The organism is Mucilaginibacter sp. GW822-FHT03E02, assembly GCF_058801545.1.
This window is the reverse complement of record NZ_JBXANJ010000001.1, coordinates 1,744,652-1,767,216: the sequence shown is the minus strand read 5'-3', so window position 1 is coordinate 1,767,216 and position 22,565 is coordinate 1,744,652. Positions and strand designations below refer to the sequence as shown.

General features: G+C 42.8%; 19 protein-coding genes. 5 read left to right on the top strand and 14 right to left on the bottom strand.

Annotated elements, in window-relative coordinates; genetic code table 11:
- Positions 1–112 precede the first annotated feature (112 nt).
- Entirely contained in the window at positions 113–949 is an 837-nt protein-coding gene (locus AC1RM2_RS07295; protein WP_477368338.1) for an aminotransferase class IV, read from the top strand.
- Positions 950–1,067: 118 nt separating this feature from the next.
- Here the strand turns inward: AC1RM2_RS07295 and AC1RM2_RS07290 are convergent, their stop codons facing one another.
- Positions 1,068–1,862: a DUF3050 domain-containing protein gene (locus AC1RM2_RS07290; RefSeq protein WP_492984328.1), complete on the bottom strand. Its 795-nt coding sequence runs from the start codon at positions 1,860–1,862 to the stop codon at positions 1,068–1,070.
- Between the two features lie 151 nt (positions 1,863–2,013).
- On the opposite strand from AC1RM2_RS07290, the gene AC1RM2_RS07285 reads away from it, so the two are divergent.
- Complete coding sequence (locus tag AC1RM2_RS07285; protein WP_492984327.1) at positions 2,014–2,637, top strand: hypothetical protein; 624 nt, start codon at positions 2,014–2,016, stop codon at positions 2,635–2,637.
- 13 nt (positions 2,638–2,650) lie between these two features.
- Here the strand turns inward: AC1RM2_RS07285 and AC1RM2_RS07280 are convergent, their stop codons facing one another.
- The 3 genes from AC1RM2_RS07280 to AC1RM2_RS07270 are packed head-to-tail and all read right to left on the bottom strand — an operon-like array spanning position 2,651 to position 5,003.
- A complete protein-coding gene (locus tag AC1RM2_RS07280) occupies positions 2,651–2,812 on the bottom strand; it encodes a hypothetical protein (protein WP_492984326.1) in 162 nt (53 codons plus the stop codon).
- A complete protein-coding gene (gene fmt, locus AC1RM2_RS07275; protein WP_492984325.1) occupies positions 2,812–3,729 on the bottom strand; it encodes a methionyl-tRNA formyltransferase in 918 nt (305 codons plus the stop codon). Before fmt ends, AC1RM2_RS07280 begins: the two co-directional genes overlap by 1 nt.
- 29 nt (positions 3,730–3,758) lie before the next feature.
- Entirely contained in the window at positions 3,759–5,003 is a 1,245-nt protein-coding gene (locus AC1RM2_RS07270) for an exo-beta-N-acetylmuramidase NamZ family protein (RefSeq protein ID WP_492984324.1), read from the bottom strand.
- A gap of 85 nt (positions 5,004–5,088) precedes the next feature.
- Here AC1RM2_RS07270 and AC1RM2_RS07265 point away from each other — a divergent pair, with 85 nt between their 5' ends.
- Positions 5,089–6,309, top strand: coding sequence for an ABC transporter permease (locus tag AC1RM2_RS07265; RefSeq protein WP_492984323.1), 1,221 nt, complete (start codon positions 5,089–5,091; stop codon positions 6,307–6,309).
- Between the two features lie 36 nt (positions 6,310–6,345).
- On the opposite strand, the gene AC1RM2_RS07260 is transcribed toward AC1RM2_RS07265, so the two are convergent.
- The 5 genes from AC1RM2_RS07260 to mazG all read right to left on the bottom strand — a co-directional run bounded on the left by AC1RM2_RS07260 (position 6,346) and on the right by mazG (position 11,135).
- Complete coding sequence (locus tag AC1RM2_RS07260; RefSeq protein ID WP_492984322.1) at positions 6,346–7,383, bottom strand: metallophosphoesterase; 1,038 nt, start codon at positions 7,381–7,383, stop codon at positions 6,346–6,348.
- A 174-nt stretch (positions 7,384–7,557) separates the two neighbouring features.
- On the bottom strand, positions 7,558–9,063 hold the full coding sequence (locus tag AC1RM2_RS07255; protein ID WP_492984321.1) for a hypothetical protein: 1,506 nt from the start codon (positions 9,061–9,063) through the stop codon (positions 7,558–7,560).
- Positions 9,056–9,610: an RNA polymerase sigma factor gene (locus tag AC1RM2_RS07250; RefSeq protein ID WP_492984320.1), complete on the bottom strand. Its 555-nt coding sequence runs from the start codon at positions 9,608–9,610 to the stop codon at positions 9,056–9,058. The genes AC1RM2_RS07255 and AC1RM2_RS07250 overlap by 8 nt, the downstream gene beginning before the upstream one ends.
- A 213-nt stretch (positions 9,611–9,823) precedes the next feature.
- Entirely contained in the window at positions 9,824–10,267 is a 444-nt protein-coding gene (locus AC1RM2_RS07245) for a hypothetical protein (protein ID WP_492984319.1), read from the bottom strand.
- 64 nt (positions 10,268–10,331) lie between these two features.
- Positions 10,332–11,135, bottom strand: coding sequence for a nucleoside triphosphate pyrophosphohydrolase (mazG, locus tag AC1RM2_RS07240; protein ID WP_477367765.1), 804 nt, complete (start codon positions 11,133–11,135; stop codon positions 10,332–10,334).
- Between the two features lie 117 nt (positions 11,136–11,252).
- Between mazG and AC1RM2_RS07235 the strand changes: the two genes are divergently transcribed.
- Positions 11,253–12,089, top strand: a complete 837-nt coding sequence (locus AC1RM2_RS07235; protein WP_492984318.1) for a hypothetical protein — start codon at positions 11,253–11,255, stop codon at positions 12,087–12,089.
- 128 nt (positions 12,090–12,217) lie between these two features.
- On the opposite strand, the gene mnmC2 is transcribed toward AC1RM2_RS07235, so the two are convergent.
- The 5 genes from mnmC2 to AC1RM2_RS07210 form a co-directional block, all read right to left on the bottom strand.
- Positions 12,218–12,895, bottom strand: coding sequence for a tRNA (5-methylaminomethyl-2-thiouridine)(34)-methyltransferase MnmC2 (gene mnmC2, locus AC1RM2_RS07230; RefSeq protein ID WP_492984317.1), 678 nt, complete (start codon positions 12,893–12,895; stop codon positions 12,218–12,220).
- A gap of 89 nt (positions 12,896–12,984) precedes the next feature.
- Positions 12,985–14,355, bottom strand: a complete 1,371-nt coding sequence (locus AC1RM2_RS07225; RefSeq protein ID WP_492984316.1) for a rhodanese-like domain-containing protein — start codon at positions 14,353–14,355, stop codon at positions 12,985–12,987.
- Positions 14,356–14,462: 107 nt separating this feature from the next.
- Complete coding sequence (locus AC1RM2_RS07220; protein WP_492984315.1) at positions 14,463–14,780, bottom strand: SHOCT domain-containing protein; 318 nt, start codon at positions 14,778–14,780, stop codon at positions 14,463–14,465.
- Positions 14,781–15,138: 358 nt separating this feature from the next.
- Entirely contained in the window at positions 15,139–17,211 is a 2,073-nt protein-coding gene (locus tag AC1RM2_RS07215) for a M13 family metallopeptidase (RefSeq protein WP_492984314.1), read from the bottom strand.
- Positions 17,212–17,349: 138 nt separating this feature from the next.
- Positions 17,350–19,422 (bottom strand): M13 family metallopeptidase, encoded by a 2,073-nt coding sequence (locus AC1RM2_RS07210; protein WP_492984313.1) that lies wholly within the window; start codon positions 19,420–19,422, stop codon positions 17,350–17,352.
- A 449-nt stretch (positions 19,423–19,871) separates the two neighbouring features.
- Between AC1RM2_RS07210 and AC1RM2_RS07205 the strand changes: the two genes are divergently transcribed.
- Positions 19,872–22,562, top strand: coding sequence for a valine--tRNA ligase (locus AC1RM2_RS07205; RefSeq protein ID WP_492984312.1), 2,691 nt, complete (start codon positions 19,872–19,874; stop codon positions 22,560–22,562).
- Positions 22,563–22,565: the final 3 nt, after the last annotated feature.

Sequence of the window (22,565 nt, the reverse complement as noted above, 5' to 3'; positions counted from 1 at the left end):
TGAATGCATAATTTTGCACAGTAGTTTAAGTTTTAATAAAGCAGACGGCATTATAAATCAATCCGGTTTTAAAATCTGCACATTTGCACACTTGTAATCTGCACATCTGAAAATGACACCAGTGTTAATCAATTTTAACGGACAAATACTTCCTCAAAGCAGCCTGCTGCTTAGTGTGGCTAACCGGGCATTTAAATATGGCGACGGTTTGTTTGAGAGTATGCGCCTGATGAAAGGACAGCTTAAATTTGCCGATTTGCACGCCGACCGCCTGCAACGCGGCATGAAAGCGCTTAAAATTGATGGCTATTCGCAAATGGATACCTGGTTTTTAAAAGATATTGTGGAGGAACTTGCCCGCCGCAACAAAGTAAGGCATGGCCGGCTGCGCCTGACTGTTTACCGAGATGCCGAGGGCCTGTATACCCCAACACAAAATAAAATGGGCTATTGCCTGGAGCTTACAGCATCTGACGAGCCGCGGTACTTTTTGAATGAGAAGGGGTTGATCATGGATGTATTTACCGAATTACCCAAGCCATCCAATTACCTATCCAACATCAAAACCTGTAACTCGCTTATTTATGTAATGGCGGGCATCTATAAAACGCAAAATAAACTTGATGATGTATTCCTGCTGAACCAAAGTGGCTTTTTATGCGAGGCCAGCAGTTCAAATATATTTATCCATTACCAAAATCACCTGTACACCCCGGCACTAAGCGAAGGTTGTGTAGAAGGTGTAATGCGCCAGGTAGTAATAAAGCTTGCCCAGGATAACAACATAGATATTACCGAAGCCCAGATAAACCCCGACATTCTTTACGAAGCCGACGAGGTGTTTTTAACCAACGCTACCCGCGGCATCCAAACTGTAATGGGCTTTGGCGTAAGGCGCTATTTCAACAGGGTAAGTAAGGTTTTGATGGATGAGCTGAATAAGTTGTAAAAAAAGTATCAAGTAGTAAGTATCAAGTATCAAGATTGATTTGCTGTTGATATTGACCCTGCTACTGCATGCTGTAGTAATAATAATGAATGTCTTTATTAGTGATGATCTCATATCACTACTGCATGGCTACCGGCGCTTTAATAGCTGCCAATATTCCATCCCAAAGGGCAATCCTTACTTGCAATGCCTCTTGAACTGCAGTTGTTGCTTCTTCCCATTTGGAGTCGTCGTCGCCGCAAAGTTCGGCGGTCATTTCGTAGGCCAGGTGGGAGTGGTGGTCGCCATCAACTTCAATGTGGCGCTCCAGGTAGTAAAGCAAAATATCAACCTTGCCGGGCAGTTGGCGGCTGAGTTCTTTAACAATACTTACAAACATATCGGGTATTAAATCCTCGCGGCCAAAGGTAAATACCGCTGCCTGCACATGGTTTTTGTTGGTGCCGATAACGTCAAAAGTATGCAGCATAAAATTGCGGGCCGCCAATGGGATATCGGCAATAATTAAGGCTTCGTCGATATGTTTGCCGAAGTTTAATTCATGAAATAAATTGTTAATAGCAATAGCTTCACTGCCGCCCTGCTGCATAGCGCGCAGGTATAGCTCAAAATGACTGGTGCGGTTGCCTTGTTCATCAACATCGCTTTCTTCGCCGGTTACAATTTCATTAATCAGGTAGCGTGTATTGGCATTACCGATTGGCATCCATGGTGTGGCAGTACAGGTAAGTTTTTTTTGCAATGATTTTAACAGCGACATAAAATCCCACACGGCAAACACATGGTGATCCATAAAAACGGTTAATTCATCCAACGAGTTAATGTTTTTATATAATTCGTGTTGTATCAGTTGATCGCGTAAAGGCTGAATCCGGGTTTTTAGTAGTGCTATGCGCTCGCTGTAATTTGCCATTGGGTACTCCGTATATTATGGCCGCAAAAGTAGCAATAACAGGTGTTAAAAAACGTTAAGTTGTAATTTTTGACTTTGGCTTGATTGGAATATCATTAGCCTTAATAGTAACAATACTAAATATTCCTTATCCTATTACAAATAATCAATTATGAAAGCAACCGCCTTATTATCAACCCTGCTCATCATCCTGTTTTTTTCGGCATGCAACTCTACGCCTTCGAAAGATATTGCTACACCGAAAACCGATATGCCCGAACCGTTAAAGGACGATAAATCAGACTTTAGCCTGAAGAGGATGCCTTCAGGTTCGTTAATGGATGAGATTTATGACGACTTAGCAAAAAAAGACCCGCAACTTCAAAAGCTGGAGGAGCAACTAACTCATTTTAACAGCGGCATAGCCGATAGTTTAAAGGCGTTTAACAATTATGCTGCAAAATCAGACGGATACTATTTTTCTGCAAACGAATCGTTAACAGCCATAAAAGATACAGTGTTGCGGGCACAGCTTAGCGCATTAATAGCCGATAGTAAATTGAAATACCTGGATAAAATAAGCAGGTTTACAAGCTTAAAAGCACACATCGATAGCAATCAGATAAAAATTGGCGACTACCATGCTGTGCTAAAAATAGTTGCAACCCTACCCGTAATTGAAAAGTACCAGGACAAAAGCATGCCCGATATTACCAGTACGGCCAACCTGGCCAATGAGGCGCAGCATTTAAGGGTTAAAACAATGCAGCTGGCAAGGAAGTATCAGAAAAAATAATTTGTTTTTGACTTTAAGTTCGAAAAGGCCACTTTGCGTATTTCGCAATTATGGCCTCCAACGGAATGAGGTTTGCTTCATCTTCGCTTTCGTCATAGGCTTTAAGTACACCTTCCCGCTGTTCTTCTGTTAATGAAAGCCAGTCGGAATTTTCTTGTTCTAATGATTGATCCATCACAATTTCACCCCTCTTAAAAAATCCTCGATGCCCATGCGCTTTTTGCCTTCCAACTGCACATCTTTTACACTGACAAAACCGCCTTTGGCGGCAAACTTTAAAAATGTTTTACCATCGGTAAGGAAACCGCCTGGTTGTATCGCCGGCTCATCAATCAAAAGTTCTGAGGCATAGACTTTTAAAATCTTACCGTTTAAATCGGTATAAGCAGTAGGGATGGGGCTTAGGCCACGGATTTTGTTGTATACGGTTTCGACCGGTTGCAGCCAATCTATCTTGCAATCTTCCTTAAATATTTTAGGAGCGTGTTTAAGCTCTTCGCCGGTTAACAGCTGTACCTGCGGATGTTCATGATAACGGCCGCTTTCAACCGCTTTTACAGTTTTTACCAGCAGGCCTGCGCCTTTGTTCATCAGCCGGTCATGTAAGTCGCCGGCAGTTTCGGTGCCCGTAAGCGTTATTTTTTCGGTGAATAATACATCACCAGTATCAATTTCATGTTTCAGGAAAAAGGTAGTTACACCGCTTTCCTTTTCGCCATTGATAATTGCCCAGTTGATAGGTGCCGCGCCACGGTATTGTGGCAACAACGAAGCATGAAGATTGATGGTACCTTTGGCAGGCATCGTCCAAACAGCTTCTGGTAACATCCTGAAGGCTACAACCACCTGTAAATCTGCCTTAAGGGCTTTAAGCTCGGCTAAAAAATCGGGGTTTTTTAGTTTTTCGGGTTGTAATACTTTTAAACCATTGGCTACTGCATATTGTTTCACTGCCGATTCGTTTAGTTTTTGCCCACGCCCTGCGGGTTTATCCGGGGCGGTAACAACGCCAACAATATCGCTGCCGGCTTTTATTAATGCATCAAGCGATGCCACTGCAAAATCGGGGGTGCCCATAAATACAATTCTCATGGTATATGCTGTTTTATTTGCTTCGTTTATTAATTGTACAATAAGTACTTGCTACGTGTTATGTTAAATTGCTTTAAACCTGGTTCCCAACTTGCGCGAATCTCGTTCTCTGTTTTGCCATCTGCAATCTGTTGCTGCAATTCTTTGCCGCCTGCTAACTTGTTAAAGTAGGCATTAAAAAAATGCTCTTTATCCGGGAAAGCTTTGTACAGTTCTATAAGCCACGATAAGTTAATATGCCCCATGGCTCGTATTTGGTTCGGCGTGTAATTTTTAAGGTCGATGCCGAAGCATTGTTTATCTTTTTGCGGAGGGTTCTCGCTCATGCCCGGGATGCCAACAGGCGTGAAAGAATAGGTATAAATACCCTTTAACAGCGGGTGTCCTAATACCAGGAACGGGAAGTAAGTACCCCTGCCCAGGCTAAATGTTGTGCCTTCAAACAAGCAGGTGCTGGGGTAAAGTAAAATAGACTGTTCTGTATTTAAATTGGGCGATGGGTTTACCGGCAGCTTATAGGGCATATTGTGGCTGTAATTGGCCACCTTGATAATTTTCAGCTTGCATTTTACGCCATTTTTTAGCCAGTGTTCGCCGTTTATCATTTGTGCATACTCGCCAATGGTCATGCCGTGGCTTATGGGGATGGGGTGCATGCCTACAAAGGAGTGGTAAGCGGTATCCAGTATAGGGCCATCAACCATGTAGCCATTGGGGTTGGGCCTGTCCAGTATCATCAGTTCAATGTTGTTTTCGGCGCAGGCCTCCATTACATAATGCAGGGTTGATATATAGGTGTAAAACCTGGTGCCAACATCCTGGATATCAAATATCATCAGGTTTATGCCTTTCAGGTCGTCGGCTGTTGGTTTGTAATGCTTGTTGCCATATAGCGAGATGATGGGCAATCCGGTTTTGGCATCTACGGCATCGTTTACTACGGCGCCATTGCTGGCATTGCCGCGAAAACCGTGTTCGGGGCCAAATACCTTTTTAATGCTGATGCCACGTTTTAGTAAACTATCAACACTGGGTGTAAGGTTTTTGCCAATAACAGAAGTTTGATTAACAACCATCCCGATATTTTTTCCCTTAAGATAGTCAATATACAGCGGAATTTGATCGGCACCGGTCAATATTTCTGTATTATTTTTTTTATCGTTTTTTTCTTTTTTTAGATGGCTTTTAGAATATGGAGCCGGATTGGCGCAGGCGGTATATACACTTAGTACTGCTATTAAAGCACTTTGTAAAAAAACAGGTATAATTTTCATAGAATATTGTTTTGAAACAATTTAAAAAGTAGCAGGTTTAATAGCAAAACCGCATATTTGCGAAGGTACTAAAAATCATTCTGCATTGAGTTTCGCCTCCTTTATATCAGCCCGTATAACATTCAAGTCAAAGCGTACATTTTCAAAACTGATTGTACGTATTGCCATTATTGGTATTATGCTTGGTTTGGGGGTAATGATATTATCATTGGCCATTGTAAAAGGATTTAAACACGAGATCCGCGAAAAAGTTCGCGGTTTTGCCGGTGATATACGCATCATTAAGTTCGATCTGAACAGTTCATATGAGAGTTCGCCTATTGTTGAAGACCCTGGTTTTGTAGCGCGGATGCTTAAAAGCCCGCTGATTACCCATGTAATGCCAACCGCTACCAAGCCCGGAATTATTAAAGCTAATAACGAAATTGAAGGCGTGGTACTAAAGGGCGTTGATAAAACATACGACTGGGCCTACTTTAAAAAAATGATGGTTGCCGGAAACGTGATCGACTTTAAAGATTCTGTTGAAGCCCAAAAAGAGATCATGCTATCGCAGCAAACCGCCAACCGGTTAAAGCTACAGGTAGGCGATAAGCTGCTGATGTATTTTGTGCAGGAGCCATTGCGTAAGCGACAATTTAAAATAAAAGGCATTTTTAATATCGGGGTAGAGGAGGTTGACAAAACATTTGTAATAGGTTCTTTATCATTAATAAACCGTCTGAATGACTGGAAACCCGGCGAAATTGGACAATATGAACTTCGCGTAGCCGATTTTGACCAGGTGGATTTTGCTGCAGATAAACTGGACCAAATTTTACCTGTGAGGTTAAAATCGCGAACGGTAATGGAGGACTATCCTAACATATTTGAGTGGCTTAAATTATTGGATGTAAACTCGGTAGTGATGCTGGTGCTGATGGTTGTTGTGGCGGTTATCAACATGATATCTGCGTTGTTAATTATGATTTTAGAGCGGACAGCCATGATTGGTATGTTTAAAGCCATGGGCGCATCAAACTGGAACATCCGGAAAATATTTTTATACAACGCCACCTACCTGATAGGCCTCGGCCTGTTGTTAGGCAATGCGCTTGGGCTTGGTTTGGGCTATTTTCAGCAGCAAACCCACTTTTTTAAACTCGATCAAGCTTCGTACTACATGACCTTTGTACCGGTGCAATTTGGTTTATGGGATGTTCTGCTGCTTAACCTGGGCACGTTAATAATTTGCCTGCTGGTGCTTATTGTGCCATCGATGCTCGTGAGCCGGATTTCGCCGGTGAAGGCAATCAGGTTTAAGTAGTGCAATGTGCCGATTTATCAATTATGGATATGTCACTCATTTAATATTTATACTGAAAATAGGTATCGGCTCTAATTGTAAATTATTGGCTAAAGCAATGATTTTTGAAGGAGTATTCAAACTCTTTTGTAAATCAAACACATTTAAGTTGTTTGATTTACTTTTGTATAAAAAAGTCTTAAAATCAAATTTAATGGCTTCTTTGTTAAATGTATCGGGGTATTGATCTGCAAGCTTTTTAGTAAAAATATCTAATGCGACTTTTATCGATGGCAACAGGGATTCTAATTTATTTACCCAACTATCTAATTCTTCAAGAGCTTGCTTTACAGATGTGTCTTCTACAAAACTCAACTTTTTCAGATGCTTTTTTATATCATCTAATTCGATGTTTAACCAATCTTTAGATGCCAAAACTGCAAGCTGCCATGCCTTTTGCTCTTTTATCCAGTAATCGGTAGTCGCCTTTACCTGATGAATTATAAATCCTGGTAACTCAATGGCTGTTAATAATCCGCCATGGCAAGCCCCGGTGTCTATACCATATGTATTGTTCTTAATTTCCGGATGAGTCCCAACTACCCGATGTCCGTAAATTATTGGCTTCTGTCCCTGGTAATGATCTGTCCAAAAAGTACCTGGCCCATATTTTTTTTCTAAAAATCGCTCGCCCGCCGTTGCCCCGCAAAGTACTTCCGGCTTTTGTTTATCCAGCGGCGTATCATGCTCAAATGCAGCATGTACTATGATGGCTTCGTCAGTTTCAAAGTAATACTTTAGGGTGTTTAACCAATTTAAAAAAGATGGGTAACCTACGCCAAATTGTACTTTTACAATTTCCTGTGTATAACTCAGCACACCATTCAGATGCTTCCTTTCATGGTTCCCTGCTAAAGTTATTGTATTGGGGCGGTTACATAGGTATTCAAAAACTTGTTTCGATTTATTGCCACGGTCAACAATATCTCCGAGGGAGATTAGTAAATCGTCGTCTTTTAATCCAATTTTTTCAACTAACCTGATGAATTCATCAAAGCAGCCATGTATATCTCCAATGATGAACTTTCTTTGCACAGTACAAAAGTAATATTGTAGTGGATTTAAATCAACTAACTCCCAACCTGGGGTAAATTATATCCTGCCCCATTCTATAATAGGGGGCCAAGTATTTCCCAATAATAATATTTGATATCTATGTAGAGTAGGCCTAAGCGGATTTTATAGTCTCGATTCTCTAAATTGGTTCTTTTACCTTTTACCTCCCGCAAAATTAAACTTCAAATTCAAACCTCCTGCGCCAAATTTTATCTGTTGCGCGCCCATTCCCTGTAGTGGGTATTTCAAAAACGGCTCAATAATTAAGCGGTTTTTGCCTAAGGCTGTGCCTACGCCCACCGATAAATTTAGCGTTCTGGCAAAGTAGAAACCATTGAAACTTTGGCGGTTTGTTTCTTCAGATGTTTGCTGGGTGTTGCCGCTTAACAACGAGCTGTGCGGAATGCCATAACTGGTAGTATAGGCCTCATTGATAAACGTACCCGAACTTAAACCAGCCGAGAAATAAGCATCTGTTTTTTCGGGGTCAAACTCGTATTTTAAATTGATGGGTACATCAAGCCCCACCAAACTGGCATTATAATTTTTAAACACCGGGAACGACGAAGCAGGCACCAGCTTGTTATCCTGTGCTGCAGCAGCAAATGTTACCGCATTGGCTGCGCTTGCGGTTGGTGGTACGCTGCTGTTGTATTTCAGCGTGTTTTGTGCTAAGGCAACCCCGGTGGAAAGTTTGAGGTTTTTGCTAAGCCTGATATCGGATGTAAAACCAGCCCCGGCATTTACCTGGTTGGCGCTCCCTTTGGCATAGTTAAAAAAGGTTGCCGCGTAAATGCCAAATTTTACCTTTTTATCATCTGTAGCTTTGTCTTTTGCCTTTGGCGTTTGCAAATTATCGGCAGCAAGCATTGTTGCCATGGCATTGGCCGATGACGGCTTGGCCTGGGTTGGCTGCTGGTTTGTTGCCTTAGGTGATACAACTGTTGTAGCAGCCTTGGTAGTTGGTGCAACAGCCGGATTTGCCGCGTATTGCTGCTTGCCCGCGTCAACAATAGGAATTTTAACACTATCTGCCTTATTGCCAGGTGTGGTTACGATAACGGGTTGTTTACTGGCAACAGTGGGTTGCTGGGCAGCAAACTGGTTAACTGTGCTGTTTACACTGTTATTTTGGTTAACCTGTGGCTGTTTAACCGCAGGAGCATTTACAGGTGCTTTGGTTAATGGCGTGAAAACTGCCACGCTATTTTGACTAACAGCAGCAGCATTTACAGCCGGGTTGCTTATTGCCGGCTTTTTATGTGGGTTAGCTTGATTTTGGGCAATATTGTTTTGGGCTGATATTGTAGTATCAACAGAACTACTGTTACCTGAGCCCGTGTTAGCTGCTATGCGGCTAACGGTATCGGCCTGCGCAGCTTTTTGATGCCGCGTATTTTGCTTAACCGGTTTTATAACAGCGGTATTAGTAGTGTTTGCTTTTTGTTTGTTGTTAAGCATCCATACACCAATGGCTAAAAATAGCAGCAGGCCGGCTGCTGTGCTTGCCCACCATAACCAGATCATTGGACGCTTCTTCTCCTCCTCAGGGAATTTTTCCCTGAGCAGCAGCCAGCCCTCATCTGCGGTGGTGTCTTCGTAATTATCAAACACCTCCCTGATGCGGTTCTTTAAGTCGTTATCCAACTGATCATCCATGGTTTTGTGCTTCTTGCCTTAATATTTTTCTTAATCGTTCTTTAGCCCTGCTCAAATAAACGCGCGATGAGCTTGCCGGGATAGCTAACATATTGCCAATTTCATCATGATTATAACCATCTATTTCGTACATGTTAAAAATGGTAAGCTGTATGGCAGGCAGCTCATTCATCATCTTTAATATGTCTTGTGCATTTAAATTATCAACCGTACCCATATTACTGCTTATGGGCGCGGCATTATCCAACTCAACATTTAACTGGAATTTCAGATCCTTGCGGCGACGGTCGATAGCGGTGTTCACTACAATTGTACGTAGCCAGGCTTTAAAGGGTTTATCTGTATTGTAATTATGCACTGCATTAAATACTTTTATAAAAGCATCATTTACAGCCTCCAATGCGTCGTCGCGGTTAAGGCTGTAACGCAGGCCTATACCCATGGCGTAGCCATAAAACTGCTTATACAGCATTTCCTGGTATTTAAGGCTGCCTTTTTTGCATTGGCTGATAATTTCTTCTTCAGTAATGCCTTTGGGTGGATGCATTAAGTGTGTTTAATTCCGCTTAAATATTGTGTTGTTTTATATTGCCTTTACGCAATATAAAACCCTATTGATACAAATAAAAAAGATTTTCCTATTAAGCCCACAAACAGGCATCAATAGTAGCAACTAATTATTAACTCAGGTTACCCCGACTTACCAAAAAAGCCGCCACCAAAATATGGGCGACGGCGTTTCAGTTAAAAACAATAATAATTAGTTTGCAGTTTTTACAAGGTCATAACGGCCTATAGTATCGGGGCTGATAGATGAGCTTGCACGTAACATTTTAAAGTTGGTGCCATCGTAAATATATTGGTAAACGCCTACCAAATGATTTTTGGTGCGTGGTACGCCCGATTTGAAAGTGCTATCGTTAAACTGGATGTAGTAACCATCAAAAGCAAAAGTGCCGTGGCTGCCGGCATGTTTTACCGTGGTATCGGCTGTTACAGCAAAATGATAGGCATTGGTCATTTTCAATATTATCGAATCTTTCAAGGTATCATATTTACCGGTCGAGTTTTTAGTCAATAGCCTGAACTGGCCGTTGAAAGTTCCTACCGGTGCAGATACTACAACTGATGTTCCTGAGTTTTTGGCGCAGGCTGCAAGCAAGGTTAACAACAGCGGGAGTAAGTAAAATAAATTACGCTTCATATTTTTGTTATTTGTAGTCATTACGAATATAAGCATATAAACGCTACAGCCTGCTTTGAAATTTTTATAATTTTTTTGCTTCGTTCCAAAAAATGTCCATTTCGGCAAGGCTCATATCCTGTAGCTGCTTGCCATGTTCTTTGGCTTTTAACTCCAGGTATTGAAAACGTTTGATGAATTTCTGGTTTGTTTTTTCAAGCGCGTTCTCGGGGTTAATATTAATAAAGCGGGCATAATTAATAAGCGAGAACAACAAGTCGCCAAATTCACCTTCGGCCTTTTCATGATCGATGGTGGTTTCGTCTTCGGCGTTAAACTCATTTTTAAATTCCTGCAGTTCCTCTTCTACCTTGGCCCAAACCTGGTTTTTCTCTTCCCAGTCAAAACCAACGCCCCGGGCTTTTTCCTGTATACGCGATGCTTTTACCAATGCCGGCAGGGAGGAAGGCACACCGCCCAAAACAGATTTATTCCCCTCTTTCAGCTTAATTTGTTCCCAGTTACGTTTTACATCTTCCTCATTTTGTACCTCCACATCGCCATAAATATGCGGATGACGGTTTATCAGTTTATCGCAAACCCCGTTTAATACATCGGTGATGTTAAAATCATTGGTTTCTGACGCTATTTTTGAGTAAAAAACCAGGTGCAGCATAATATCGCCCAGCTCTTTTTTAATTTCCTGCTTATCATCGCCCAAAATGGCATCGCTCAGCTCGTAGGTTTCTTCAATAGTGAGGTGCCTGAGGCTTTCAAGCGTTTGCTTTTTGTCCCAGGGGCAGTTGGCCCGCAGGTCGTCCATTATAATAAGCAGGCGTTGAAAGGCGATAGTTGAGGTAGGTGCAGTTTCAGGGGCTTTTAAAGGCATAGTATGGTGCGGTGTTTTTTGCAAAGGTATGATAACATCTTTAATGCAAACTTATCCCGGTATTAATTTAAAGGTAATATTAATTAACTTTATTGGCCAACTCATAACTGTAAAACCATGATCAAGAAAATCTACCTGTCTGTATTTTTTTTAATGCTGATAATTGAATGCTGCCAGGCACAGCAATTAATGCAAACCACGCCGCAAAACAGTACGCTTGAACAGCCGCAGCCATTTTTATATACCATTAACACCTTAAACCCATCGGGACGAAACTGGAGCGTGAATTACTCGGGTGGTTATGGCGAGCATACCGTTACGCCATTGGGTTTTGACGGGGTTGATCAAAATATATCTGCAAAGGGCTATTTGGGGTCAAAATTTACTTTTTTGGCCACTTTAGGCACAGGTTTTAGCAACAATGGTAGCGTTCACACTTTGGAGCAGGCCGAATTGCTGCGCGATTTTATAGGCGGTAACCAACCCATGGGTTTCCGTATAGGAGCAGGCCTGGGTTTCAGGCATGAGTTTAATAACGATAATGTGGCATTTAGCCGGATAACCGCCGCTTACGATGTTACGCGGTGGAAGATAGGGGCCAACGTACGCTTAGAAAAAGCTTTTGCTACCAATCGCGATGGCCTTGACATTGTTACAAGCGTTGGGGTGCACAGGCATATTACCGGCCAGTTTTTTGGTGGCTTTGAAGCAGTAGGGCAGGATTTGGAAGGCTTTTGGGAAACCGATGAGGCCGAAGGCGGCGCCCGTTTAATGGTTGGCCCATCTATAAATTATGCACCAACAAATTCGCGTTTTGCTTTTACCCTTTGCGGCGGGCCTATTATATATGCTACCCGGAGCGCCAACACCCAGGGCCAATTTGCTGCTTACCGCGAGCTACCGGCCAATAATGGTTTTACCCTTAAATTTAATGTAGGGTTCCGGTTTATGTAAGCTGGTAGTGTTGTGTTATCGATAAAGTGACGGATAGTCTTTAACCCAAAGTCTTAAGTCCCAAGTCAAAAAAGAAAAAAATCAACTTTGGACTTACAACTTAGTACTATTGACTTAACCGTAGTGCTTTAAAGTTTTATTGCCCGCAGCATTTCGCGTTTGCCTGCAGCGCCCGGTACTTTTTGTATGTTAAAGCCAAGCGCTTTAAGCATCCGTTTAAGGTTGCCGGTTATGGCGTAGGTAACAAATACACCGCCGGGCTTTACAAAGCCGGCAACATGGCCAATGGCTTGCTGTTCCCACATTTCGGGCTGGTGGGATGCTGCAAATGCGTCGAAATAAACGATATCATATTGCCGGCCGGATGGAAAATCCAATAACTTGCAGTTAGCAATTTGCAGTCGGCAGTTGCCGTTAATGCTTACTGCATCGGCTAAAGCCCCAGGGTAGTTTTTTAAATATGAATTCCACAATTCGGCAGAGGTATAATCATGATAACCGGTTTGGCTCATCATTTGTGTTGTAAGCGGATATGCTTCAATGCCGGTATAAGTAAGATTGATTTGCTTTGTGGTGCAAGTGTCGGCGCTCAACAAAAAATTGAGCCCTGTGCCAAAACCAACTTCTAATATACTTACCTCTGTTGTATCATTTTGATCAAGAAAATAGTTAAGCCCCGCGTTTACAAATACATGCAGGCTCTCCTGCAGCGCGCCGTTGCGCGAGTGGTAAAGCTCGCCTACTTCGGCGTTGTAAATGGTTTTTGAACCATCGGCGGTGGTAACTATTTTTAGTTCATGGTTCATGGTTGATAGTTCATGGTTTGACGGTTTGGTAATCGATTGGGCAACAAGCTTATCTTGCTAACGGGGCTGCGTTCGCCATGAACAATGATCTATGAACCATGAACATTTTCAGAACCATGAACATTTTTAGCAAACTCCGTTACAACTTCGCCAAGGTCATAAACAGGAACTTCGCTTATGGCCCCTGCTACAATACTTGTTGCGGCAGCCGAGCGGTAGCCAGCTGCGCAGTGCACAACAATGGGTTTATCTGCTGGTATTTCATCGATTCGTTCCCGCAATTCGGGAAGGGGAATACCGATGGCTTGTTTAAATATTTTACCCTCGTTTACTTCGTTGGTATTCCTGACATCTATGATGGTATAATTTTCGGGCCTGGCCTTAAAATCTTCAAGATCCAGGTCGGAAAGGCTTTCGCTGATATTTTGGGGCAATAGCTGTATGGCCATGATGTTGGTTTCATAACCTATTTTGGCAGCTTTTTTTACCAGTAAATCGGCAGTAGCATCATCTTCTGCAACCAGGTAAAATTTTTCGTCGGGCTGCAGTATCGACCCTAACCAGGTTTCAAACTTATCGCCATCCTGCAGGTTGATAGCGCCTGGAATGTGGCCGGCTCTGAAAAGTGTTTTAGGACGGCTATCTATAATCGCGATTTTTTCCTGTAATTGAATGTCGGCGTCGAATTTTACGATGTTATCAATACTTTGCTGAAATTTAGGTGCGCCGGCTTTATTTAACTCCACATCATAACCAAAGTATTTTGGTACAAATGGCTGGTCGGCCATGAGGGTTTTGATGAAGGTAAGCTCGTCCATTAGTTGCAGGGCGTAGTTTTCCTGTATTTCGCGGCCGATGGTACTTTGCAGTTCGGTGCTCATATTTTTGCCGCATAATGATCCGGGCCCATGCGCCGGATAAACAATAACGTTTTTGGGCAGGGGCATCAGCTTATGGCGGGTGCTCAGGTACATTTGTTTGGCCAGCTCTTCTTTTTTAGCTGTAATGTTGCCAACAGTTTCGCGCAGATCGGGGCGGCCAACATCACCCACAAAAAGGGTGTCGCCGGTAAAAACGGCCGTTTCTTTGCCCTCTTCGTCCACCAGTAAAATACAAATAGAATCGGGCGAGTGGCCGGGGGTATTGATGGCTTTCAGCTTTACATCATTCAGCTGGATAACATCGCCATCGTCAAAAGTTTCATGGGGATAGGTTGCGCCGGTAAGCTTGCTGCAATAAATAACGGCATCGGTAACCAGGTGAATTTCCAGGTGCGAACTTACAAAATCGGCATGCGGATGGGTTTCAATAACGCCCACAATATCGGCATTGTGCTGGGCCGCAAGGGCATAATATGGCAGAGGATCGCGTGCCGGATCGATAAGTATCATTTTACCTGTGCGGATAACGGCGTACGATGCATGCGCCAAACCTTTGTCGTAGAACTGCTGGATAATCATAACAGCCGCAAAGATAACTGTTTGGCAGGGATGTTTTAAGGTTGAAATGTTTGGAGGCTGTAAAGTTTGGGATGTTGCTTTGTGTGAAAGAAGATCTCAAAAGTTCATCAATTTGAATTTAAAATCCTGGCCTTTTGTATATTATATTCGTTTTCTGTGATGGCCCCACTATCTAATAACTGCTTATACTTTTGCAATTCACCGGCTGGCGATTGATTGGGGAAGCCGTAAAATGGTTTTTCATCTACGTGCCTGGTGCAATAAACTATAATTACACCTAATAAATTAAAAAATAAGCCTAATAATAACCCACCGACCGGGCCGATCGTTCTTTTTGAACCCGCACTGTATCCCAAAGCAGCAGGGACAAGAAAAAAACTAAAAGCTATAATAATTACAATGATTTCAGGTGCGCCGAGTTCCATATTGTAATCAGGTTTGAGGTTTTTAAAATTTAGTTATTTACGTGGGTTCAATATATGAATTAGTTTTAATTATTTGATTGCCGTAATTAAAATCGAGTAAATCCTATAATCTGATGAATCCACGTTCAGGCAAATTTGCGTTAGGGATCGGCGCGGATACCGGCCAGGCGCTTAAGGCCTGTGCAGTATGAGCACAGAGCCCGGGCCGCAGGCAACGCCCTTTTTAGTATCAAGTAGTTAGTATCAAGTATCAAGATTTTTTGGGGAGAATATCAAGGCGCAAGATTTTTTGAATGTTGGTAACCAGGTTTACGCAGCGCGATTGCATACGCTGTCTTGATACTTGCTACTGAAAAAGTTACCAAATCTTCGTCCTGTCTTGCGGCTTTTTGTACATTTTATCTCCAGGCTTAATCTTAAATGCCTTATACCAGGCACTAACATTGGGTAAGGTGGCGTTAACGCGGTGCTTATCGGGTGAGTGCGGATCCTTAAGGATATTCTGGGCAGTAGCCTCGGGGCGTTCCGAACTGCGCCATGTTTGCGCAAACGACAGAAAGAAACGCTGATCGGGCGTAAATCCGTCAATAATTTTGGCCCGTCGGCTTTGTTTTGTTTTCAGGAAGGCGTCGTACGCTATGCTTAAGCCACCCAGGTCGGCAATGTTTTCGCCAAGGGTTAGTTTGCCGTTTACGTGCAGGGTGTCCAGTACGGTAAGGTTATTGTATTGTATTACCAGTTGGTTGGCGCGTATTTTAAATTTATCGGCATCACTTTTTGTCCACCAGTTGCGCAGATTACCGTCGGCATCATATTGGCGGCCTTTATCGTCAAAACCATGGGTAATTTCATGGCCTATGATACCACCTATACTACCGTAATTTATGGCATCATCGGCCTGTAAATCAAAGAAAGGAAATTGCAGCATAGCTGCCGGGAAAACAATCTCATTGTTGATTTCGGAATAATAAGCGTTCACGGTTTGCGGTGTAATTCCCCAACGGGTTTTATCAACCGGTTTGCCCAACTGGCTCATGTTAAAATTATACCGCCATTTTAAAAAACTACGTATGTTTCCTGCATAGTCGTCGCGTTTTATGATCACCCCATCGTATGTTTCCCATTTATCCGGGTAACCTATTTTTAAGGTAAGTGCGCGCAACTTTTTTAACGCCTGTTCTTTTGTCTCCGGACTCATCCAATCCAGGCGCTTAATACGGTTGGCCAAAGCTATTTTTATGTTGTTTACAAGCGCTACCACGTATTGCCTGGCGGCCGGGCTAAAATATTTCTCTACGTACAGTTGGCCTAATAATTGGCCAAGGGTTCCGTCAATAGTGTGGCTCATTTGCTCGTTACGGGGCACTTGCTTTTTCTCACCTGTTAAGGCGCTTTTAAAAGCAAAGTATGCCCGTACAAAAGGCGAGCTTATGCTTGGCGAAGCGCCCCTTAAAATATTCCATTTAAAAAATACTTTCCAGTTTTCAACCGGCGTAACAGCTAATAAGGAATCGGTTGTTTTGAAAAACGTGGGCTGGCTAACCAGGATGCTGTCCTGGCCAGGCGCGTGAAGCATTGGCAATAATTTGGTCCAGTTTAAGTGCGGGGTAACTTTATTAAAATCGGCCACACGGAATTTATTGTAAATAACATGCGGGTCGCGCATGGCCACACGGGTGAGGTGTGCTTTTGCTAAAGCAACCTCAAGGTTATAAACTACTTCGGCGTTTTTAGCGGCCTCCTCGTCGCTACAACCGCTTAACGTAAATACTGTTATTATGAACGTTTTTAACGCATCTGTAACGCTTTTGGATCGTTTATCATTTTGTAAGTAATAAGCCCTGTCGGGTAACGAGATGCCGCCCTGGCTAAGGCGAACAATATACTTTGATACGTTTTTATCATCCTGAACAGCCTCCAGGCCGAACAATTGGGCAATTACGCCATTAACACGTTCAAAAACAAGCTCGTTGATAAGGTCATTAAAGTCTTTGATTTTGCCAATGCGATCCAGGTCGGGTTTAATATGCGAATAACCTAATCTTTCCATAGCCAGGCTATCCATGCCGCTGGCGTAAAGGTCGCCAACGCGTTGTTCAATGCTGCCTTTGGGCGCTGTTACAGATTGCCGGCTTACTTCTTCCAATAATCGTAAAAGTTTTTGGGTGTTTTCGTGACGTAGCACAGTAAAGCTGCCCCAGCGGTTTTCATTGTCGGGTATGGGATTGTTTTTTATCCAGGTTCCGTTGGCATATTCAAAAAAATCATCGCCGGGTTTAATGGATGTATCCATATTGGCCGGGTCGATAAATTTTTTGCGGAGGGTAGTTTTGCGTTTGTGTTTTGGCGGTTTTGCATTACCGGTGCCGTATGCACTTGCCGGAAGCAATAACGCGCTTATCAACATAAAACACCAAAACTTTAATTTCATGATCCTTTTACTTGTATTTGAAAATTAAACGTAATAATAACCGCAAAATGTATTAGCCAATAAGGTGAGCCAAATATCAGGATAAAGATTGGCAGATAGCCTGGTTTTGTCCTGGTACTCAATACCTGCTGCTAAAAGCTACCAAATCTGCGTCCTGTCCTCTGGTTTTTTGTACATTTTATCGCCGGGTTTAACGTTAAAGGCCTTGTACCAGGCACTAATGTTAGTTAAGGTGGCATTAGTACGATGTTTATCGGGCGAGTGCGGATCTTTGAGGATATCCTGGGCTGCCGCCTCGGGGCGCAGCGAGCTGCGCCATGTTTGCGCCCATGACAAAAAGAAACGCTGGTCGGACGTAAGTCCGTCTATAACTTTGGCCAACCGGCTTTGTTTTGTTTTCAGGAAGGCCTCGTACGCTATACTTAAGCCGCCCAAATCGGCAATGTTTTCGCCAAGCGTTAGTTTGCCGTTTACGTGCAGGGTGTCCGGTAAAGTAAGGTTACTGTATTGCACTACCAGTTGGTTGGCACGTGCTTTAAATTTGTCGGCATCGCTTTTCGTCCACCAGTCGCGCAGATTGCCTTTGGCATCATATTGGCGCCCCTTATCATCAAAGCCGTGGGTAATTTCATGACCTATGATGCCTCCTATACCACCGTAATTTATGGCATCATCAGCCTTTAAATCAAAAAAAGGAAATTGCAGCATAGCTGCCGGGAAAACAATTTCGTTATTGATTTCGGTGTAGTAAGCGTTCACAGTTTGCGGTGTTATTCCCCAACGGGTTTTATCAACAGATGTACCCAGGGGGCTAACAATAAAATTGTAACGCCATTTGCTTATGCCCCGCATGTTGCCAAAGTAGTCATTGCGGTTTATTACCACGCCGTTGTAAGTTTCCCATTTATCCGGGTAACCTATTTTTAAGGTAAGTGCGCGCAACTTTTTTAACGCCTGTTCTTTTGTCTCCGGACTCATCCAATCCAGGCGCTTAATACGATTACCCAAAGCTGTTTTTATATTGTTTACAAGCGCTACCACGTATTGCCTGGCGGCCGGGCTAAAATATTTCTCAACATACAATTGGCCTAATAATTCGCCAAGGGCTACGTCAACAACATAGCTCATTCGCTCCTTCCGGGGGGCTTGTTCTTTTTCGCCGGTTAGTGCGCTGTTATAAGTAAAATTTGCCTGTACAAAGGGCGAGCTTAAGCTTACAGAAGCAGATCTTAATAAATTCCATTTAAAATATACTTTCCAATCTTCAACCGGCGTAGCCGCCAACAGCGAATCGGCCGCTTTGAAAAATGTGGGCTGGCTTACTAATATGCTATTCTGGCCAGGGGCATTTAGCATAGGCAAAAGCTTTGTCCAGTTTATATGTGGTGTAAGTTTAGTAAAATCGGCCACACGGAATTTATTGTAAATAACATGCGGGTCGCGCATGGCCACACGGCTAAGTTGTGCTTTTGCCAAAGCCGCCTCGAGTTTATAAACTATTGCCGCATTGTTTACCGCTTCATAGGCATTGCTGCCACTTAACCTAAACAAAGTTGTGGCGAAATTTTTTAAAGCATCCTGTACATTTTTTGACCGGATGTCGTTTTTTAAATAATAATCCCTATATGGTAATGCGATGCCTCCCTGGCTAAGGCGAACAATGTACTTTGATGTATTTTTGTCGTCCTGGTTAACCTCCAGCCGGAATATCTGGGCGAATATGCCGTTAATACGTTCAAAAGCAAGTTCGTTGATAAGATCATCAAGATTTTTGACTTTGTCAATATGCTCCAGTTCGGGTTTCACCGGCAAATAGCCCCGCTTTTCGATAGTAATGCTATCCATACCGCTGGCGTAAAGGTCGCCAACACGTTGTTTAAGGCTGCCTTTAGGGGCTTTAACTGATTGCCGGCTTACTTCGTCCAATAGCTCTAAAAGCTTTTGAGCATTTTCATGCCTCAGCATTGCAAAGCTGCCCCAACGGTTTTCTTTGGCGGGGATGGGGTTGTTTTTAATCCAGTTGCCGTTGGCGTACTCAAAAAAATCATCGCCGGGTTTAACGGAGGTATCCATGTTGGCCGGATTGATGAATTTTGTTGGTTCGGAAGCCTGGTGTTTGTGTTTTGGAGATTTTGTTTTACGGGTTGTTTGTGCATTTACCGAAAGTGACAAAATACCTATGTAGATGAAACACCAGAACTTTAATTTCATAGTTATTATTTGAAAATTAAAGGTAGCAAATTACAGCAAAAATGTACAAAACGATAGCGCCGGACTGATTAGCGGTTAAACCAGTTTATAACAAAACCCAGCCTTGACCTTTTTAAAACATCGAGCCAAAAACGGTGTATGTGCAGTGATTTCATGACTAATAATGTTTGAGTAGCATAATAACTTTTTAATTGTAAAAATATTGTGGCTGGGAAGTTCATGGTTGATAGTTTAGTTCATGGTTCATGGTTCATGGCCGAGACTCCTTCCTACTATGTTCATGGATTATAGCCGATAATTTATGGCCGAAGGTCACAACAACAACAACAACAACAACAAATTTAATTTGCTCCCTGATTATAAAACTCTTTCATGCCATGAACCATGAACTATCAACCATGAACTAAACTATTTGCTATGAACCCCTAACTATCGTATTTTTGCGCGTTATGAATATTGCTAAAACATATTTGCCTAAAGAAACCGAAGATAAATGGTACAGTTACTGGTTAAAGCACGATTTTTTTAAATCGGTGCCCGATGAGCGCGAACCTTACACTATAGTGATTCCGCCGCCAAATGTTACCGGGGTTTTGCACATGGGGCATATGCTAAACAATACCATACAGGATGTACTGGTACGCCGCGCCCGCATGAAAGGAAAAAATGCCTGCTGGGTACCCGGTACCGATCATGCCAGTATAGCTACCGAGGCCAAAGTTGTGGCCATGCTTAAAGAGCGCGGCATCAGCAAAAAAGACCTTACCCGCCCCGAGTTTTTAACTTATGCCTGGGAGTGGAAAGAAAAATATGGTGGCATTATCCTCGATCAGCTTAAAAAATTAGGCGCATCATGCGATTGGGACCGTACCAAATTTACTATGGACCCCGAAATGTCTGAGGCGGTAATAGATACCTTTATCCACCTGTACAAAAAAGGTTTGATATACCGTGGCGTACGCATGGTAAACTGGGACCCACAAGGAAAAACGGCTGTGAGCGATGAGGAAGTTATCAGGAAAGAAGTTAATCAAAAGCTATATTATATTAGGTACGCGGTGAAGTCGGAAAGTCCGGAAGACGGAAAGTCCGGAAGCCAGGGAAGCTCACTTTCGGACTTTCGGACTTTCGGACTTTCGGACTACTTAACAGTTGCCACCACGCGCCCGGAAACTATTATGGCCGATGCTGCAATCTGTGTTAATCCGAACGACGAACGCTACTTTCACTTGCATGGTAAACGGGTGTTTATTCCGTTAATTAACCGCGAGATACCGGTAATATTGGATGAATACGTTACCATGGATTTTGGTACGGGCTGTTTAAAGGTTACCCCTGCGCATGATTTAAATGACTATGAGCTTGGGCAAAAACACAACCTGCCCGTTATTGATATTTTAAATGACGATGGCACGCTTAACGAAAAAGCGCAGATTTTGGTAGGTGAGGATCGTTTTATCGCCCGTAAAAAAATTGCCGTTTTACTGGAGGAAGCCGGCGCTTTAGCTAAGGTGGAAGACTATAAATCGCAAATTGGTTTCAGCGAACGTACTGATGCGGTTATTGAGCCAAAACTTTCAATGCAATGGTTTTGCAAAATGGGCGAGATGGCCAAACCTGCTTTGGATTATGTATTGAATGGCGAGATAAAACTGATTCCGGAAAAATTCACCAACACCTACCGCCATTGGATGGAGAACGTGAAGGACTGGTGCATAAGCCGCCAGCTTTGGTGGGGGCAGCAAATTCCCGCCTGGTATATGCCAAACGGTAAATATGTTATCGCTAAAAATATTGATGAAGCGTTAGTTGAAGCTCAAAAGATAGACTCAGAACTCACAACTCAGGACTTAACCCAGGAAGAAGACGTGGTTGATACCTGGTTTTCATCGTGGCTGTGGCCTATTTCGGTTTTTGACGGCTTCAGAGACCCTAATAATGCGGATATTAACTACTATTACCCAACTAACGACCTGGTAACCGCGCCCGAGATCCTGTTTTTTTGGGTAGCCAGGATGATTATGGCCGGGCATGAGTTTAGGGGAGAGCTGCCTTTTAAAAACGTTTACCTTACGGGTATTGTACGGGATAAGCTGGGCCGCAAAATGTCGAAGCAATTGGGCAATTCGCCAGACCCTATTGATTTGATGAATGAATACGGTGCCGATGGTGTACGCGTAGGTATGCTTTTATGCTCACCTGCAGGTAACGATTTGATGTTTGATGTAAGCTACTGCGAGCAGGGGCGTAATTTTGCCAACAAAATATGGAATGCCTTTAAGCTGATCAAAGGTTGGGAGGTTGATAGCAGCCTTGAAAATCCTAATGAGATAGCGATTGAATGGTTTGGCAGCCGTTTTAACCAGGCCCTGGGCGAGATTGAAGATAACTTTGGCCAATATCGTTTATCAGAAGCCTTAATGGCTACCTATAAGCTGGTTTGGGACGATTTCTGCGCCTGGTACCTGGAGATGATTAAGCCCGCCTATCAGCAACCCATTGATAAAGTTACCTATACAGCTACTGTTCAGTATTTTGAAAATATATTGAAAGTGCTTCACCCATTTATGCCATTCCTCACCGAAGAATTATGGCATGATGAAATATTTGGCGAACGCGCCGAAAAAGACTGTTGTATTGTTGCTCAATTGCCAAATATTGGGGAAATAAATACACAACTACTTGGGGAAGTAGAGATCGTAAAAATTGTTCTTACGCAAATCAGGTACATTCGCAATAAAAATGAAATTTCGCCTAAAGAGGCGTTGGAGCTTTCTTATAAATCAAACTCGGGCATAAATTACCTGCAGTACGCGGCCATTATAGCCAAACTGGGTAATATATGCAAGTTTGCATCCGTTACTGATAAAGTTTCAGGCGCAGTTAATTTTATTGCTTCAACCGATGAATTTTTTATTCCGTTAAGTCAGAATCTTGATCCGGTTGCCGAGTGTGCAAGGCTTGTAAAAGAGAAGGACTATCTTTTGGGCTTTTTAAAATCTGTTAACGCCAAGCTTGGTAACGAGCGTTTTATGGCAAATGCCAAGCCCGGGATTATTGAGATTGAGCTACGCAAAAAGGCCGATGCCGAAGCTAAATTAACCATCATTGAACAAAATATGATTGATTTGGCTTGTTAATTG